The 15,703-nt window shown below is 59.7% G+C and carries 11 protein-coding genes; 8 read left to right on the plus strand and 3 right to left on the minus strand.

Annotated features, from left to right (window positions below; all coding sequences use genetic code 11):
• Nucleotides 1-149: 149 nt before the first annotated feature.
• Nucleotides 150-950, plus strand: coding sequence for a M55 family metallopeptidase (locus tag BLP10_RS13785; protein WP_091135420.1), 801 nt, complete (start codon nucleotides 150-152; stop codon nucleotides 948-950).
• Here BLP10_RS13785 and BLP10_RS13790 read toward each other — a convergent pair.
• A complete protein-coding gene (locus tag BLP10_RS13790; protein WP_091135421.1) occupies nucleotides 908-1,861 on the minus strand; it encodes a LysR family transcriptional regulator in 954 nt (317 codons plus the stop codon). The two genes, BLP10_RS13785 and BLP10_RS13790, sit on opposite strands and share 43 nt — an antisense overlap.
• A gap of 152 nt (nucleotides 1,862-2,013) precedes the next feature.
• Between BLP10_RS13790 and BLP10_RS13795 the strand changes: the two genes are divergently transcribed.
• From BLP10_RS13795 to BLP10_RS13825, 7 genes are all read left to right on the plus strand, one after another.
• On the plus strand, nucleotides 2,014-2,871 hold the full coding sequence (locus BLP10_RS13795; RefSeq protein ID WP_091135423.1) for a D-amino-acid transaminase: 858 nt from the start codon (nucleotides 2,014-2,016) through the stop codon (nucleotides 2,869-2,871).
• Between the two features lie 39 nt (nucleotides 2,872-2,910).
• Complete coding sequence (locus BLP10_RS13800) at nucleotides 2,911-3,759, plus strand: ABC transporter substrate-binding protein (protein ID WP_091135425.1); 849 nt, start codon at nucleotides 2,911-2,913, stop codon at nucleotides 3,757-3,759.
• 17 nt (nucleotides 3,760-3,776) lie between these two features.
• Nucleotides 3,777-4,883: an amino acid ABC transporter permease gene (locus BLP10_RS13805; protein WP_091135427.1), complete on the plus strand. Its 1,107-nt coding sequence runs from the start codon at nucleotides 3,777-3,779 to the stop codon at nucleotides 4,881-4,883.
• Nucleotides 4,884-4,927: 44 nt separating this feature from the next.
• Entirely contained in the window at nucleotides 4,928-5,671 is a 744-nt protein-coding gene (locus BLP10_RS13810; protein WP_091135429.1) for an amino acid ABC transporter ATP-binding protein, read from the plus strand.
• 27 nt (nucleotides 5,672-5,698) lie between these two features.
• Complete coding sequence (locus BLP10_RS13815) at nucleotides 5,699-6,751, plus strand: DmpA family aminopeptidase (RefSeq protein WP_091135431.1); 1,053 nt, start codon at nucleotides 5,699-5,701, stop codon at nucleotides 6,749-6,751.
• A 65-nt stretch (nucleotides 6,752-6,816) separates the two neighbouring features.
• On the plus strand, nucleotides 6,817-7,593 hold the full coding sequence (locus BLP10_RS13820; RefSeq protein WP_091135433.1) for a gamma-glutamyl-gamma-aminobutyrate hydrolase family protein: 777 nt from the start codon (nucleotides 6,817-6,819) through the stop codon (nucleotides 7,591-7,593).
• A 655-nt stretch (nucleotides 7,594-8,248) separates the two neighbouring features.
• Nucleotides 8,249-13,561, plus strand: coding sequence for an Ig-like domain-containing protein (locus tag BLP10_RS13825; RefSeq protein WP_091135435.1), 5,313 nt, complete (start codon nucleotides 8,249-8,251; stop codon nucleotides 13,559-13,561).
• A 116-nt stretch (nucleotides 13,562-13,677) separates the two neighbouring features.
• Here the strand turns inward: BLP10_RS13825 and BLP10_RS13830 are convergent, their stop codons facing one another.
• Together BLP10_RS13830 and BLP10_RS13835 are read right to left on the minus strand one after the other, a co-directional pair.
• Nucleotides 13,678-14,937, minus strand: a complete 1,260-nt coding sequence (locus BLP10_RS13830) for a class I SAM-dependent RNA methyltransferase (RefSeq protein ID WP_091135436.1) — start codon at nucleotides 14,935-14,937, stop codon at nucleotides 13,678-13,680.
• Nucleotides 14,930-15,658: a TlyA family RNA methyltransferase gene (locus BLP10_RS13835; protein WP_091135438.1), complete on the minus strand. Its 729-nt coding sequence runs from the start codon at nucleotides 15,656-15,658 to the stop codon at nucleotides 14,930-14,932. The genes BLP10_RS13830 and BLP10_RS13835 overlap by 8 nt, the downstream gene beginning before the upstream one ends.
• Between the last annotated feature and the right edge of the window lie 45 nt (nucleotides 15,659-15,703).

The following is a 15,703-nucleotide window of genomic DNA, read 5'->3' on the forward strand; positions in this document are numbered from 1 at the left end:
GCCATTCGATAAGAATTGTCTTGCAGGTCTCGGGCAAACCGGAATAGGGCAGGGACAAGGCGGTGAGTGTCCATTGATGCTCGAGTTGGTCGCTCTCCTGTATTCTGCAAGCAGCAAGCTGGGATGCGTGAGAGACGCGAGGAGAAGGCATGAGAGTTTTCATCAGCGCGGATATCGAAGGTTGCGCAGCAATCACGAGCTGGGACGAGGTCCACAAGGGGCGGGCGGGCTATCAGGAATTTCGTGAGCAGATGACCTCGGAGGTCGTCGCTGCCTGTGAAGGCGCCCGTGCTGCGGGTGCGACCGATATTCTGATCAAGGACGCTCACGAGAGCGGCTGCAACCTGATCGTTTCCCGCCTGCCGGAATATGCCCGCATCGTCCGCGCCTGGAGCGGGCATCCCTATGTGATGATGTTCGGTCTGGACTCCAGCTTCGATGCGGCCCTTTTCATCGGCTATCACGACGCGGCGGGATCCGACAGCAACCCTCTCGCGCACACGATGAACGACAGAATCGCGCGCCTCACGATCAACGGCGAACTGGCATCGGAATTCACGGTGAATGCTTACACGGCTGCCTTGAATGGTGTGCCGCCTGTTTTTCTCTCGGGAGATCGCGGGATCTGCGGGGCCGCGAAACGGCTTGTTCCTGGAATGACGACGGTCGCTGTCAGCGAAGGATTCGGGCGGGCCACGCTATCGGTTTCACCCGCAACGGCCCTTCGTATGATCCGCGAGGGAGTCGAGGAATCGCTGAGCAGAGATCTCTCACGTTGTTCGCTCAACCTTCCTGACAGGTTCGAGGTCGTTCTCACGTTCAACAATGCCAGCGATGCCTATCGTTCCAGCTTCTATCCAGGCGTAGAACACTCTGAACCCTGCACGCTGCGTTTCGTCTCGAATGATTATTTCGAAGTCTTGCGCACGATCCGGTTCATTACGGTGTGAGGCGCGAGGCTTTGCGCATCAGCAGCTTTCCAGAACTCGTCCACGATGGGGCGGCTTCGCTGGGAATGCCGGTAAAGGCGGATCTCGATCGTTAAGGACCAGGCGGGATCGGAGCTGGCGGGCACAAGAGTGCCGTCGGCCAGTTCCGCACGGATCAGGCTCATCGGAAGCCAGGCAACGCCCCAACCCGCTATAGCCATGGCCTTATGCCCGATGGAAATGGTGTTCTCATGAACCACTCGTCTCTTCAGCGGAGGGCGGTTGGCGAAGAGTTTGTTCAAGGCGACGCCAAAGAATGAAAAATCGCCATAGCTGAGGAACGGCATGTCTGTTCCATGCGCCAGGGCTCTATCGAGTTCCGGGCCCTCTGGATGCGCGCGCGAAACCGGCAATACGCGTTCAGTGCCAAGCACGAGATAAGGAAATCTTGTCTGATCGAGCTGGAAAGGCACCGAGGCATGGGCATAGGTGAGCAGGAAATCGCTGTCCCCATCCAGAAGAGAAGCGATGTTGTCCTCGATGCCGCCCTTGTCCGGGCTGAGATGAGAGCTGAAGGGCGGCAGCAGCTTCTGAATCGATTGCAGCCAATCGGGGAAGAAAGTGACGGTCAGCGTATGAAGGGCCGAGAAGGTCAGGCGATGCTGCTCGATGGCAGGATCCGGGCGCAGAGCGAGTCGATGATAGTACCATTGCTGTACTGTCTGCACGGCGATCGGCAGAAAGCGCTTGCCCTCATGAGTGAGCTCGGACGGATAAATGGCGCGGTTGATGAGCGTCACGCCCATCCATTCCTCGAGCTGGCGGATTCTTCGGCTGAAGGCCGGTTGGGAAACTCCGCGCAGAGACGCCGCTTTGGAGAAGCTCAGATGCTCAGCGAGACAACAGAAGTCCTCCAGCCATTTCAGCTCCATAGCCCCTTGGTCCTTTCCGTAGGAATGCCTCGCAGATGAAACCTTCTATCTTTATGCGTTTTCTGCATCAGCTTTAGAGAAACACGGCATTAGCAATAAATTGCCGATCTCACTAGCTTCCCCGCGAGACTCATCCTCCAAGGGGAACGGCGTTGTCGAGAACAGTCTATGTCAATGGAAGCTATGTGCCGGAGCCAGAGGCGCAGATTTCGATTTTTGATCGAGGCTTCCTGTTCGGCGACAGCATCTATGAAGTGAGCGCCGTCATCGGTGGAAATCTCATCGACAACGATCTCCACTTGGACAGGCTCGAACGCTCGCTTCGTGAACTCGATATTCCGATGCCCGTATCGCGAGACGATATCGTCGCGATGCAGAAGACTCTCATTGCGCGCAATGAGATCGACGAGGGGCTCGTTTACCTGCAAGTCACCCGCGGCAGCGAGGACAGGAATTTCGATTACAGCGACACTTTGAAGCCGAATCTCGTCGCCTTCACGCAGAAGAAAAAGCTGCAAAATACTGCCGCACATAAGGATGGTATCAAGGTTGCCTTGGTCGACGATATCCGCTGGGACCGGCGAGACATCAAGACCACGATGCTGCTGGCCCAAGTGCAGGCGAAGCGCCAGGCGAAAGCCAGCGGCTGCATCGAGGCATGGATGGTGCAGGATGGCTTCATCACGGAAGGCGCGTCCTCGACGGTATTCATCATTACGCAGGACGGAAAAATCGTTACGAGGCCGAATTCGAGGGTCACTCTGCCGGGATGCACGCGGCTCGCAGTCCTGAGGGCTGCTGCTGCCCATGATCTGCAGATTGAGGAGCGGCTGTTCACCGCAGACGAGGCTTATCTCGCCCGGGAGGCCTTTCTCACAAGCGCTTCGAGCTTTGTGACGCCGGTCGTCGAAATTGCCGGCCATCGGATTGGAGACGGGAAGCCCGGTCCGATCACACGCCGTGTTCAACAGATCTATCTAGAACTCGCTCTCAAACAGAGCGCCGCCTAGTAGGTATCATCACCAGAAAAGCCAAAGGGGACTGACTCAATGAATAAAATTCTCAAAACCGCTCTACTCGCCTCCGCGCTCGCATTCGCCGGAACGGGCATCGCTTCCGCTGAGACGGTTGGTTACGGAAAGTGCGAACTGACTGGGAAGAAAGGCTCTCACTCGATCAATCCTGCGGTGCCGGGCCAGTTCACCGTGATTATCAATCTGCCGGCCGTCGGCCAGTTCAACGGCGACACGCCGGACACCGTCCGTGACGGTTATGAGTTCTGCATGGCCGTCAACATCGCCCACCGTCTGGGCCTGGACAAGGTCAAGCTCGTCAATGCTTCGTTCGACTCCATCGTTGCAGGTCAGAACAAGGATTTCGACATTGCTCTCGCGCTGATCTCGGTGACCGAGCCGCGCAAGAAGGTGGTCGACTTCTCGACGGTCTACATGGAGTCGAGCTACGGCGTCGCCACGAAGGCTGATGCTAATGTCACCGAAGCCTCGCTGAAGAGCGGCCGCGTCGGAGTTCAGGCCGGCACCACGCTGGTTCCTTTCGCACAGGAAACCCTGAAGGCTTCCAAGGTTGACGTGTACGACGACACGGCTTCCATGTTCACGGCTGCAGCTGCAGGCAAGGTCGATGCCGTCATGACGGATCTCAGCATCGTTCTCGGGCAGGTCGCAAATTCCAAAGGCCGCCTGAAAGTCGTAGGCCAGTATTCGAGCGGAGGCCAAACGGCCGGCATCTATCCCAAGGGTACGGCCAGCAAGCCGGTGATCGACAAGATCATTCAGGAGCTGAAGGACGACGGCACTCTGAAGAAGCTCGAAGCCGCCTACCTCCTCCCGTCCTGGGGCGGCGTCTCGCCGGATAGCATCCCGACCTGGAAGCACTAAGACAGGTATCATTTTTGATGAACACATCGGCTGTTCTGGCCAATGTCGAGCGCGCCAATCAATGGCGCGCTCGTAGCAAGGTTCGCGCGTACGGCGCTCTGACCTGGGCCGCATTTTCAATCACTGCGATCACGTTCCTGGCTGTGGCTGCCACGGTGATTTCGATCGCCCAGTTCATGATTCAGGAAGGATGGAGCACAGGACCCGTCTGGATTGCGGGCCTAGTTCCTGTCGCGCTGTCCTTTCTCGTGGTTGCGGGTGCTGCGAAAGCGGCTCGCTTTTCGAGCAAGGCAAGATCCTCGGCTGAGGTTTATGAGGCGCGGGCTTTGGGCGCCAAGGCAGCCGAGGCGTCCTGGAAAACCATATCCTATTCCGTCGCTTTCCTGATCCTGTGCGCGCTTGCCTGGTTCATGGTCGTGAACGATGCCGCGGTCAGCCGCACGTTCTTCGACATGGATCTCATCGTGCGTTCTGCCGTGACGGTCATCAAGGCTTTCGGAACCAACGTTCTCATCTTCGCGGTTTCGGCGGTTTTGATCCTCGTCTGGGCGCTCGTGATCGCCATCGCCCGCACGTTGCCGGGTGAGGCAGGGCGCCCGATCCGTACGATCGCGATCATCTACAGCGATCTGTTCCGTGGCCTTCCCGCCATCATCACCATTTATCTGATCGGCTTCGGCCTGCCGCTCACAAACCTGCCGATCCTGAAGGATCTCTCTTCGAACGCTTATGCGATCATCGCGCTGACGCTCACCTATGGCGCTTATACCTCCGAGGTTTATCGCGCAGGGATCGAGAGCGTTCATCCAAGTCAGATCGCCGCCGCGCGCTCACTGGGGCTCTCCTATTTCAGGACCATGCGCTACGTGATCGTTCCTCAGGCGGTGCGGGGCATCATTCCTCCACTGATGAACAATTGCATCAGCCTTCAGAAGGATACGGCGCTTGTGGCCATCATCGGCACGATCGACGCCTTCAACCAATCGAAGATCATCGCAAGCAACAACTTCAATCTCTCGGCGGTGACCACGGTCGCCATCATCTTCATCCTGATTACGATCCCGCAGGCTCGCTTCGTCGACAAGCTCATCGAGCGCGACCGCAGCAAGCGCCGGTCCGGATAAGGGGCGGATGACCGTGACAATCGAACCGCGGAAGGGATATCACCATGGCACTCGTTGAGATCGACAAGGCCTACAAGCACTATGGCAGCGTCAGCGTGCTGAACGGTCTCTCCTTGAACATCGAGGAGCATCAGGTCGTCTGCTTGATCGGGCCTTCGGGCTGCGGCAAGTCCACCCTGCTTCGCTGCATCAACCGGCTCGAGACCATTCAGAAGGGCGAGATCCGCCTGCATGGCGACCGCATCACCGGTCCTGGCGTGGACCTCGATGTTCTCCGGCGCGAGATCGGCATCGTCTTTCAGGGCTACAACCTGTTCCCGCACATGAGCGTGATCGAAAACATCACCCTTGGCCCGCTCAAGGTGCTGGGGATGGACAGGTCCGAGGCGCGCGACAAGGGCATGGCGCTTTTGTCCCGTATCGGCCTGGCCCATAAGGCGGACGAGTTCCCGGACCGTCTCTCCGGCGGCCAGCAACAGCGCGTCGCCATTGTGCGCGCCCTGATGATGGACCCTGCGCTGCTTCTCCTCGATGAGATCACGTCAGCGCTCGATCCGGAACTGGTCTCTGAGGTGCTCGACATCGTGCGCGATCTTGCCGCAAAGGGCATGACAATGGTACTCGCGACCCATGAAATGGGTTTTGCGCGAGAGGTTGCCGACAAGGTCTGCTTCCTGCAGGAAGGCGTCGTATATGAGGAGGGGCCTCCCTCTCAGATCTTCGGAAACCCGCAGGGCGAGAGAACAAAGGCGTTTCTCAAGAGGATCATCGACGCCGGCCGCCTTTGAGCCTCGTCGAAACAGCCGGAGCTGGTGATGAACCGCACGATCAATGATTTCGGGCTCGTCTGCGGCATCCTTCCGCAGGGTGCAAAGAATGCGATCACGGATGTTCCTGGCGTCCAGGTCGGGCATTGCACCCTCCGGGATGGAGACATCAATACCGGCGTCACGGCAATTCTGCCCCATTCCGGCAATCTTTTTCGCCGCAAGGTCGTTGCGGCCTCCCACGTCATCAATGGTTTTGGGAAATCCACGGGCCTCGTGCAAATCGACGAGCTCGGAACGATCGAAACGCCCATCCTGCTGACGAACACCCTGTCCGTCGGCACCTGCGCGACGGCTCTGATCCGCGAAGCCATCTCGCAGAACCCCGATATCGGACGGACCACATCGACCGTGAACCCTGTGGTGGGGGAGTGCAACGATGGGCCGTTGAACGACATCCAGGCTCTGATCGTCTCCGAGCATCATGCGAGGGTCGCTTTGCAGGCTGCGCATGACGGTCCGGTCGAGCAGGGCAGTGTGGGTGCCGGAACCGGCATGACCTGCTTCGGCTTCAAGGGCGGCATCGGATCATCGTCCCGGCGGATCTCGCTCGATGGGAGCGAGCATCACTTGGGCGTCCTCGTGCTCACCAATTTCGGCAATGCGGGCGATCTCGTTCTTCCCGATGGCCGCCGCCCGTCTCCGAAGACTGTCGAGAATTTGGCCAAGGCGCAGGAGAAGGGCTCGATCATCATCGTCCTTGCCACGGATGTTCCGCTCGAGCACCGGCAGCTCACCCGCGTCGCAAAGCGTGCGGGAGCAGGCCTTGCCCGGCTCGGCTCGTTCTGGGGACATGGCAGCGGTGACATCGCCATCGCATTCACGACAGGAAACACAATCGATCACGACAGCAAGGCCGACGTGGCCGAGATGCGTGTTCTGAACGAGGATCGGATCGATCTGCTGTTTCGTGCTGCTGCCGAGGCTACGCAGGAGGCCGTACTGAATTCCATGCTCTCGGCCGATGAGTTTGTTGGGCGAGGCGGCGCAACTCGCGTATCGTTGGTGCAAGTCCTGCGCCGTAGCGAGCTGAAACCTTAAAGCGCCAACCATGCGAGCCGGAAATCGTCAGGATAGGCTCCGCCGCTCGAAAAGGCAGTTATGACATGACGGCATCCAAAACCTCCCGGCCCATCGTCGGTATTCTCGGCAACCGGATCTACGACGGGTTGCTGCCAACTCAGGCGGTCGACGAAAAGTACCTGCATGCCGCGATCGAATTGGCGGATGTCGACGTCGTCATCATCCCGTCTCTTGAGAATCTTTCGGGGATGGAAAATATCCTCGACCGTCTGGACGGTGTTCTGCTCACTGGAGCTGCAACCAATGTCCACCCGAAATACTTCGATCCCGAGGCGGATCAGGACAGCTACAAGCCATTCGATGCGGGCCGGGATGATGCCGCGCTCAAGCTCATCCGTTCGGTTTGCGATAGAGATATCCCGCTGCTTGCCATTTGCCGTGGCATTCAGGAAATCAACGTCGCATTCGGAGGAAGCCTTTACGCCAACATCGCGACGGACGACGAACATCACTGCCACACCACGTGGGTGTCCGGCGCGCCCCTTGAGCAACTATATGGACCTGCTCACGACCTGCTCGTCACGCCGGGCGGCTCTTTGGAAACCCTGACCCGGCAGGAGCCCTTCAAGGTGAACTCGCTTCATGTTCAGGCCATCGAGCGGCTTGGTGAAGGCCTGACAGTAGAAGCACGCGCGCCGGACGGAGCGATTGAGGCCATCAGCGTTCAAGGCTGCACTTTCAGCATGGGAGTCCAATGGCATCCGGAGTTCCAGGCTTCAGAGAACGAGCTTTCCCGCAGCCTCTTCAGCGCGTTCGGGTCGGCTGTGAGAGCGTATAGTCAGAAGAGAGCGGCACGCTAAAAGTTCTCTCGCTGCAAACTTGAGGCTGCACTCGAAGATACTTCACCGGCACGACGCTACCGGAAACGGATGGGCGGAAAGCTGCTGGAACAGCTCTCCGTGCCAGCGCCGCCTCTAACCGCCCTGCATGGGCTCAAGATTGGTCGGCTGGCTCTCAACTTTCGGTTCAAGCGTGAGGAGCGTTCTTGCGCAGTGCCCGAAAGAGAGCCTCAGCATTGAGGCGCTGGCAAAGATCCGGATCGGCCTGAGGCTTAGAGCCGCAGATCGATCTCGACCAGCTTTTGCCCCGGGGTCGGCCTTTGGGCATTTTATGCCTGGTGTCGTCCATCACCTGCTCTGCCTCCGGCATCGGTCTAATGTGTTTATGGAAACAGCAAGTTAGCTGTCTATTACTTGGTGTCTTATCGCGCGGAAGTCCGCTTGAAAGTAATTCTAAGTAATTAAATAACATATCTATTTATATTACTTGAAATATTAATAAAACCCGCGTCATAAAATCCTAACCTGTATCAAAACTGCTCCGCCAGTAATGGTGATGAGCAACTTGGTGCCGGATGCCTAACATCCGTTCCGGTACCACGGTCCTTGCGGGTAGCTGGCGATCCCGAAAATTCCCGTGCCCGATCCGGACGCTCTCCGAGACAAAGACCAACACATGACCGCTCCTGCCGACCGCCTCATCATCGCCAGCTATTCAGATCTCGGCCTCAACAATAATAATCAATCGCAAGTCGGGATCGGCCTCTATTACTACGGTCTACCCGGTACACAGATAGGGGCAGGATACACGCTCGAAATTGTCTATCGTGGGGCTAACGGAGCCCCGACGACATGGTTCATGCCCGTTCATGATGTGCTTCAATCGGGCACCGAGTACATCATCATCGAGGATACTTGGTACGACTACATGGATTCCCTTCCGGGGGTCTTTGGCTTCCACAATACTGCCATGATCAGCACAGGAGGCGACTCCAAACCCGATGTGATCGCGCTTGTCCTAAAGAAGGACGGTATAATCGTTGACACGCTCGGAAATCCTAGTGGCAGCACGCCGCTTCTTAACGATCCAGGGATCGTGGTGCGTAACACCAATTTCGCAGAAGCGGGTGGAGACTATCTTGCAAGTGACTGGAACTTCCTGGCGACGAACGATCCATCGCTTGGGGGGAATCCCTATAAGTACGTGAATGGGTTTACGGGAGCCGTTGCGCCTGCTGCTCCCAGCATCGTCTCTGTTTCCTCGCCCACCGATAATGGGAGCTATAAGGCTGGCGATGAGATCATCGTGACGGTCACGTTCAACCAAGCGGTCGATGTCGATTCCGTCGGCGGAACCCCGACCTTGCAACTCGAGACCGGCAGTACCGATCGCTTCGCAGTCTACCAGAGCGGCAGCGGCACCGACACGCTTACGTTCAAATACATTGTCCAGGCTGGCGACAGCAGCAGCGATCTCAACTATCTCCACACAGGGGCGCTGGATAAAGCAGGCGCCACCATCAAGGTGAGGGGCGGTACGACGGATGCCTCGCTGGGTCTGCCTGCCCTCAACAGCAGCACTTCGCTCGCTGGCAGCAAGGCGATCATCATCGACGGTATTGCACCCACGCTCACCATCACCAGCAACAAGTCGGTTCTGAAGGCAGGCGAGACGGCAACGATCACTTTCACGTTCAGCGAGGATCCCGGCTCCCGCTTCACCTGGGACGGCACTTCGGGACATGTGGTCGTTGATGGCGGCACACTCGGCGCGATCTCCGGCAGCGGTCTGACGCGCACAGCGACCTTTACTCCGTTAGATGGGATCGACACTCGTACCGCCACCATCGCAGTCACACCCGGCTCTTTTACGGATGCGGCTGGCAACCCGATTGTCGTCAACAACACCGCGCTGGTCTCTTTCGACACCAAAGCGCCAACGGCCACGATCTTGAGCAGTGCCTTCTCCGACGATACGGGCGCTTCGAATACCGACTTGATCACTTCTAGCGCGGTGCAGACCATATCCGGCACACTGAGTGCCGCCCTCGGCGGCGGTGAGCGGGTCGAGGTCTCGCTGGACAATGGCGCTAGCTGGAGCACGGCCACATCTACCGGCACCAACTGGTCGCTGCCAGTTGTGTTGAGCGGCAGCAGCATCCTGCAAGTGCGCGTGGTGGATGCTGTCGGAAACATCGGTGCTGTGCATTCACGCCCCTATGCACTCGATACCGCTGGCCCATCCGCACCATCCGCACCTGACCTCGTCGCCTCATCCGATACTGGTAGCTCTGACAGCGACAACATCACCGGCGATACCACTCCGACCTTCAGCGGCACGGCGGAAGTTGGCGCGACGGTGATTCTGTATTCCGACAACACTGTCATCGGTTCGACAGTCGCCGTCGGCGGCGTCTGGACGATCACCACCTCTCCTCTCTTGGCTGGGACGCACACCATCACCGCCAGAGCGGTCGATCCTGCCGGTAATACCAGCACCGCATCGGAGGAGCTCGAAATCCAGATCATTACAGGGGCACCCACGGCCCGGGTGGCCAGCATGGCATTCTCGAGCGACACCGGCGCCTCGGTGACAGACTTCGTGACCAACACGGCCAGCCAGACCATCAGTGGGACTCTGGACGCAGCGTTGGGGCAGTACGAGCATGTTGAATTGTCGTTCGATGGTGGACAGAGCTGGAGCGTTGCCAGAGTTGATACCCCCACGAGCTGGTCGTTTTCGACCACGCTTGTGGAAGGCACACACATGATCGCAGCGCGTGTGGTAAATCCCGTGGGCAATAGCGGTTCAATGCTTGCACAGGGCTATACGCTCGATACCGAAGCACCGGGTGTGACGATCCGCAGTGACGTGACGCAGCTGAAGATCGGCGGGATTGCAACTATTACCTTCACGTTCAACGAAGCCCAATCAGGATTCGGCCTCGACGACATCGTCGTGACCGGGGGGACGCTGGGCCCGCTCTCGGGCAGCGGCCTTGTTTACACCGCCGTCTTCACGCCAACTTCCGGCATCAATTCCACTCAGGCCAGCATCATGGTTTCCCCTGGGGCCTATGTGGACGCTGCGGGCAATAGCAACGGCGCCAGCATGAGCCTTGTGCTGCCCGTCGACACTTTGGCCCCAGGCGCGCCGTCCGTGCCTGTACTGGCTACTGGCAGCGATACTGGCAGTTCCAGCATCGACAAGCTGACCAACAACAACAGGCCGACCTTTACCGGGACTGCAGAATCCGGCGCGACGGTGGTCTTGTACGACACCAATGGCGATGTGATCGGCAGCGGCACCGCCGTGAACGGTACATGGACGATTACACCTACCGCCGCACTGGCCGGCGGTGTGCACACGATCAGTGCCAGGGCGATCGATGCCGCAGGCAACGAGAGTGCTGTTTCAGGTGGCCAGTCTGTCACCATCGATACGACAGCGCCGAGCCTGACCATCACCAGCGACGTCGCGATGCTGAATAGCGGCCGGTCGGCGACCATCACCTTCACCTTCAGCGAGGATCCCCACGGAACCTTCACCTGGGAGGATATCAGTGTCGTCGGTGGGACGCTGGGCCCGCTTTCGGGAAGCGGTCTTGTTTACACTGCTGTCTTCACGCCTCTCTCGGGTGTCAATACCGGCACAGCCAGCATCGCGGTGTCCTCTGGGTCCTATGTCGACGCTGCGGGCAACTCGGGCAATGCAGGTGCAATGGCTGTGCTGACCTTCGACACGGCAGCTCCGGCGGCGCCGTCGATGCCGGATCTGGTTGCAGCCTCGGACACCGGCGGTTCCGACAGCGACGATATCACCGGCGATACTACCCCGACCTTTACCGGCACGGCGGAAATCGGGGCCACGGTGACGTTGTACAACGGCTCGACACCAATCGGCACGGCCGTTGCCGTCGGTGGCACCTGGACGATCACGAGCTCTACTCTCCCGGCTGGAGCTCACACCATCACCGCCCGGGCGACCGACCTTGCAGGCAACCTTGGCCCGGCCTCGCAAGCGCTGGAGATAGAGGTCATTACCAACGCGCCTTCCACGCAGGTAATCGACGTGGCCCTCTCCTCCGACAACGGTCAGTCGAGCAGCGACCTCGTGACCAATCAAACAGCTCAGACCGTGAGTGCCACGCTCTCGGCTGCGTTGAAGAATGGAGAAACCCTTCATGCTTCTTCCGATGGCGGTCTGCACTGGACCGACATCACGGCGATGGTGCACGGCACGGCGGTGAGCTGGACGAATGTCAGCCTATCCTCAGGCACCAATACGCTGCAGTTCAAGGTGATCGACGCGGCCGGCAACGAAGGCCAGAGCGTGAGCCGGACCTACACCCTCGATAGCGTTGCTCCGACAGTCGCGATCACCCTGTCTGCCGACAAGCTGAAAGCGGGTGAGACGGCGACCGTCACCTTCACCTTCTCGGAAATTCCGGTTGGCTTCACGGCCAGTGATGTGACGGTGGAGAACGGTACCTTGTCAGGGTTTGTGGTCTCGGGATCGGATGCGAAGGTTTACACCGCGGTCCTGACGCCGGCCACCAATGTTGAGGACGCTCACAATCTGATCACGGTCGGCACCGGCTGGAGCGATGTGGCTGGCAATACGCCGTTGAGCAGCACGGTATCGCCGTCCTTTGCCGTGGAAGCGCGACAGACCGATGGTGTCGATGTGGTGGAAACGCCGATCACCAATTCGGACGGCAGTGTCGGACGGATGCTGACCATTCCGGTGGTGACCTCAACCCGCCAAGAGCAGGCAGGCACGTCCACGCTGGCCGACATTCCCCTGGTTGTCTCCGGCTCCGGCGTGCCGCTTTTGCTGGCCCAATTACCAGTTGGCTATGGCCTTCAGGTCACCGGCTCGTCGTCTCCAACTCTTGCCGGCGCGTCACTGACGAACCTGATCCGTGAGATCGTGGCGCATACCTCGACGGGATCGTCCGGACAATCCTCGCTCACCGAAGGCGGTACTGGCTTCCTGCAGGGATTGTCCGGCAGTACCCCAATCATCGTGCAGACCCTTGTGCCGACGGTGAGCCCAGGCAGCAGCACGGTTCCGGGCGCACCGCTGGTCATCAGCGGCAGCAGCGATCCGAGTGCGCCAGTCACGGCGGTGGTGATCGACACGAGTAGCTTGCCGTCTGGCAGCCATATCGAACTCCAGAATGTGGACTTCGCCGCGGTCATCGGCAGCGTAAGGGTCACCGGAGGGGACGGCTCGCAGGTCGTGTTCGCGGACGACGCGAGCCAGCACATCGTGCTGGGTGCCGATGACGACACCATCCATGGCGGCGGCGGCAACGACTACATCGGCTCGCATGGCGGCGATGACTGGCTCTATGGCGACGACGGCAATGACACCGTCTCCGGCGGTGCAGGCAATGACCATCTTTGGGGCGGTTCCGGCAACGATAGGCTCGATGGCGGACTCGGCAACGATACCCTGAGGGGCGATGCTGGCAACGACACGCTGTATGGGGGTTCCGGCAACGATGCCCTGTGGGGCGGTTCGGGCAAGGACCGGCTCTACGGGGAGGCCGGTAATGACAAGCTGAGAGGCGAGGCCGGCAACGACTGGATCCTGGGCGGCCTTGGTCGCGATCAGATGTGGGGCGGTGCCGGCTCGGACACCTTTGCGTTCCACTCTGTTCGTGAGAGCCGCGTCGGCTCGCAGCGCGACATCATTCGCGACTTCCAGTCGGGCCGGGACAAGATCGATCTGCGCAAGATCGATGCCGACGCCACCCAGAAGGGCAATCAGGCCTTCACTTGGAGTTGGGCCGACAAGGCCTGGCCCTTCCTGAACCCGCACAAGGCTGCGACCGCGCTCCTGGGATCGGGCTTCACCGGCAAGGCGGGGCAGTTGCGATATGAGAATGGCATTCTGATGGGCGACGTCAACGGCGATGGACGTGCCGATTTCGAGGTCAGGATCATCGGCTCCTTCGCCAGCGGTGACGTGATCCTGTAAGCCTCCAGGACAAGGCGGGAGAATTGACAAAGCCCGCCTTGTCCAACTGTCTCTTCACTGTCCCACCTGGAAGCCGCCGAGAGTTCGCTTGAGAATGAAGCGTGAAGCGGTACTTGTTATCTGCGGCGCGACAGCGTTTTCGCCACCTCGCGGCGCAGAATGCCGACGACTTCCAGATGCGGCGAGTGTTTGAACTGATCCACCGGGATCACGCGCTCCAGGCGATAACCGCTGCTCATCAGGATCGCAGCATCGCGCGCGAAGGTGGCGGCATCGCAGGAAACGCTCACCACGAGCGGCACCTTCGAAACCGCAAGCTGCTTGGCTTGCGCTTCAGCGCCCGCGCGCGGCGGGTCGAGCACAACGGCATCGAATGCGTTGAGCTCCGGTGACAGAAGCGGCCGACGGAAGAGGTCCCGCGCTTCGGTCGTAATCCGGCGAAGGCCGGGTGTCGCGCGAAATGCCTTGTCGAGGGCCGTCATCGAGCCCTGATCATATTCGACGGCATGAACCTCGGATTTTTCCGCGAGGCGCAACGCGAAGGGGCCAGAGCCTGAAAAGAGATCCGCGATACGCTTGGACCGCTCGCAGGCTTCGGTCACGAGGCGCGCAAGTGTTTCCTCACCGAGGCGCGTCGCTTGCAGAAAGGAGCCCGCAGGAGGCACGACCGAAGCGCGCCCCATGATGATTGCCGGTGGGCGGCGCTCGACAATCGCATCGCCATGGATCGACAGGCGTGAGAGATCGAGCTTTTGCGCGAGGTCGATCAGGCTGAGGCGATCCGTATCCTTCAACGGTCCGTGCCCTCGCACATCCACGTCAAAGCCTGTTTGGGTGTTCGTGATCTGGATATCGAGTGGTTTCCGCGCAGCCTTCAGATGTTCGCCGATGGCGCGGGCGATGCCAGGAGCCTGCTCCTTCAAAGGAGGCTCGGCGATGGGGCAGAAGCCGATCTCGACGATCTTGTGGCTGCGTGCCGCCATGTAGCCCACATGCATGGCCCGGTCGGGAAAGCGCACATGCAGCGTCACGCGGCGGCGGCCCTCGCCATGGGCATCGATCAGCGGTTCGATGGGAGCCTCGATGCGCGCCTGCCGCAAGGTGTGCGCAAGCGTCTCCTGCTTCCAGCTCTGATAGAAGCCGTGCTTCATGTGCTGGGTCGCGCAGCCGCCGCATTCATCGAAATAGGGGCAGAACGGTACCTCGCGTTCAGGCGAGGCCACATCGACGCCGATGAGATCGGCGCGCGAGCCATCGCGCTCGATGGTGACGGTCTCACCCGGCAACACCTTCGGCACGAAGATGGGACCGGTGGCGGTATCCGCAATCCCATCGGCTTTCGCGCCGAGGCGCTTGATCACAACTTGCTCAGCCACGGTGGGCTCCCAACAAAAACTCTCGATTGCCGTCCCCGCCTTCGATGGGGGAAGGGACGATGCCATCGACTGTAAATCCAAGTGATGCGATGAAGGTTCGGATATCCTCGCACACCGCACGGTGTACGGCTTCATCGCGAACGATGCCCTTCTTCACGTTGTCGCGTCCTGCCTCGAATTGTGGCTTCACGAGAACCGCCAGCTTTGCTTGCGGCTTCAGCAGGGCGACGGAAGTGGGCAGTACGAGCTTCAATGAGATGAAGCTCACATCCGATACAAGAAGATCGGCAGGCTCCGATACGATTTCAGAGTTGAGCGAGCGGGCATCCGTGCCTTCGAGATTGGTCACGCGAGGATCGTTCGCTACCTTCGGGTGAAGCTGCGAATGGCCGACGTCCACTGCGTAGACGTGCTTCGCATCCCGCAGCAGAAGCACTTCCGTGAAGCCGCCAGTGGACGCACCGATATCGAGACATATGCAGCCCTTGGGATCGATGGCGAAGGCATCGAGCGCGGCTGCTAGCTTCACGCCGCCGCGGGAGACGTAAGGATGCGGCTGCTCGGCGGCGATGACTGCGTCGTCCGGCATCGTCTCAGAGGCTTTGCGGATGACCGCGCCGTTCGCGGTCACAAGGCCAGCCGCAATGGCTTCCTGCGCCCGGGCGCGGCTTAGGAAGAAGCCACGCTCGACGAGCACCACATCGGCACGCTTGCGGGTCATGGATGCTTCAACCTCATGTGACTTCACAATCCTTTCAGGCTCGGA

The organism is Microvirga guangxiensis, assembly GCF_900102135.1.
In the GTDB taxonomy this organism is placed as follows: domain Bacteria; phylum Pseudomonadota; class Alphaproteobacteria; order Rhizobiales; family Beijerinckiaceae; genus Microvirga; species Microvirga guangxiensis.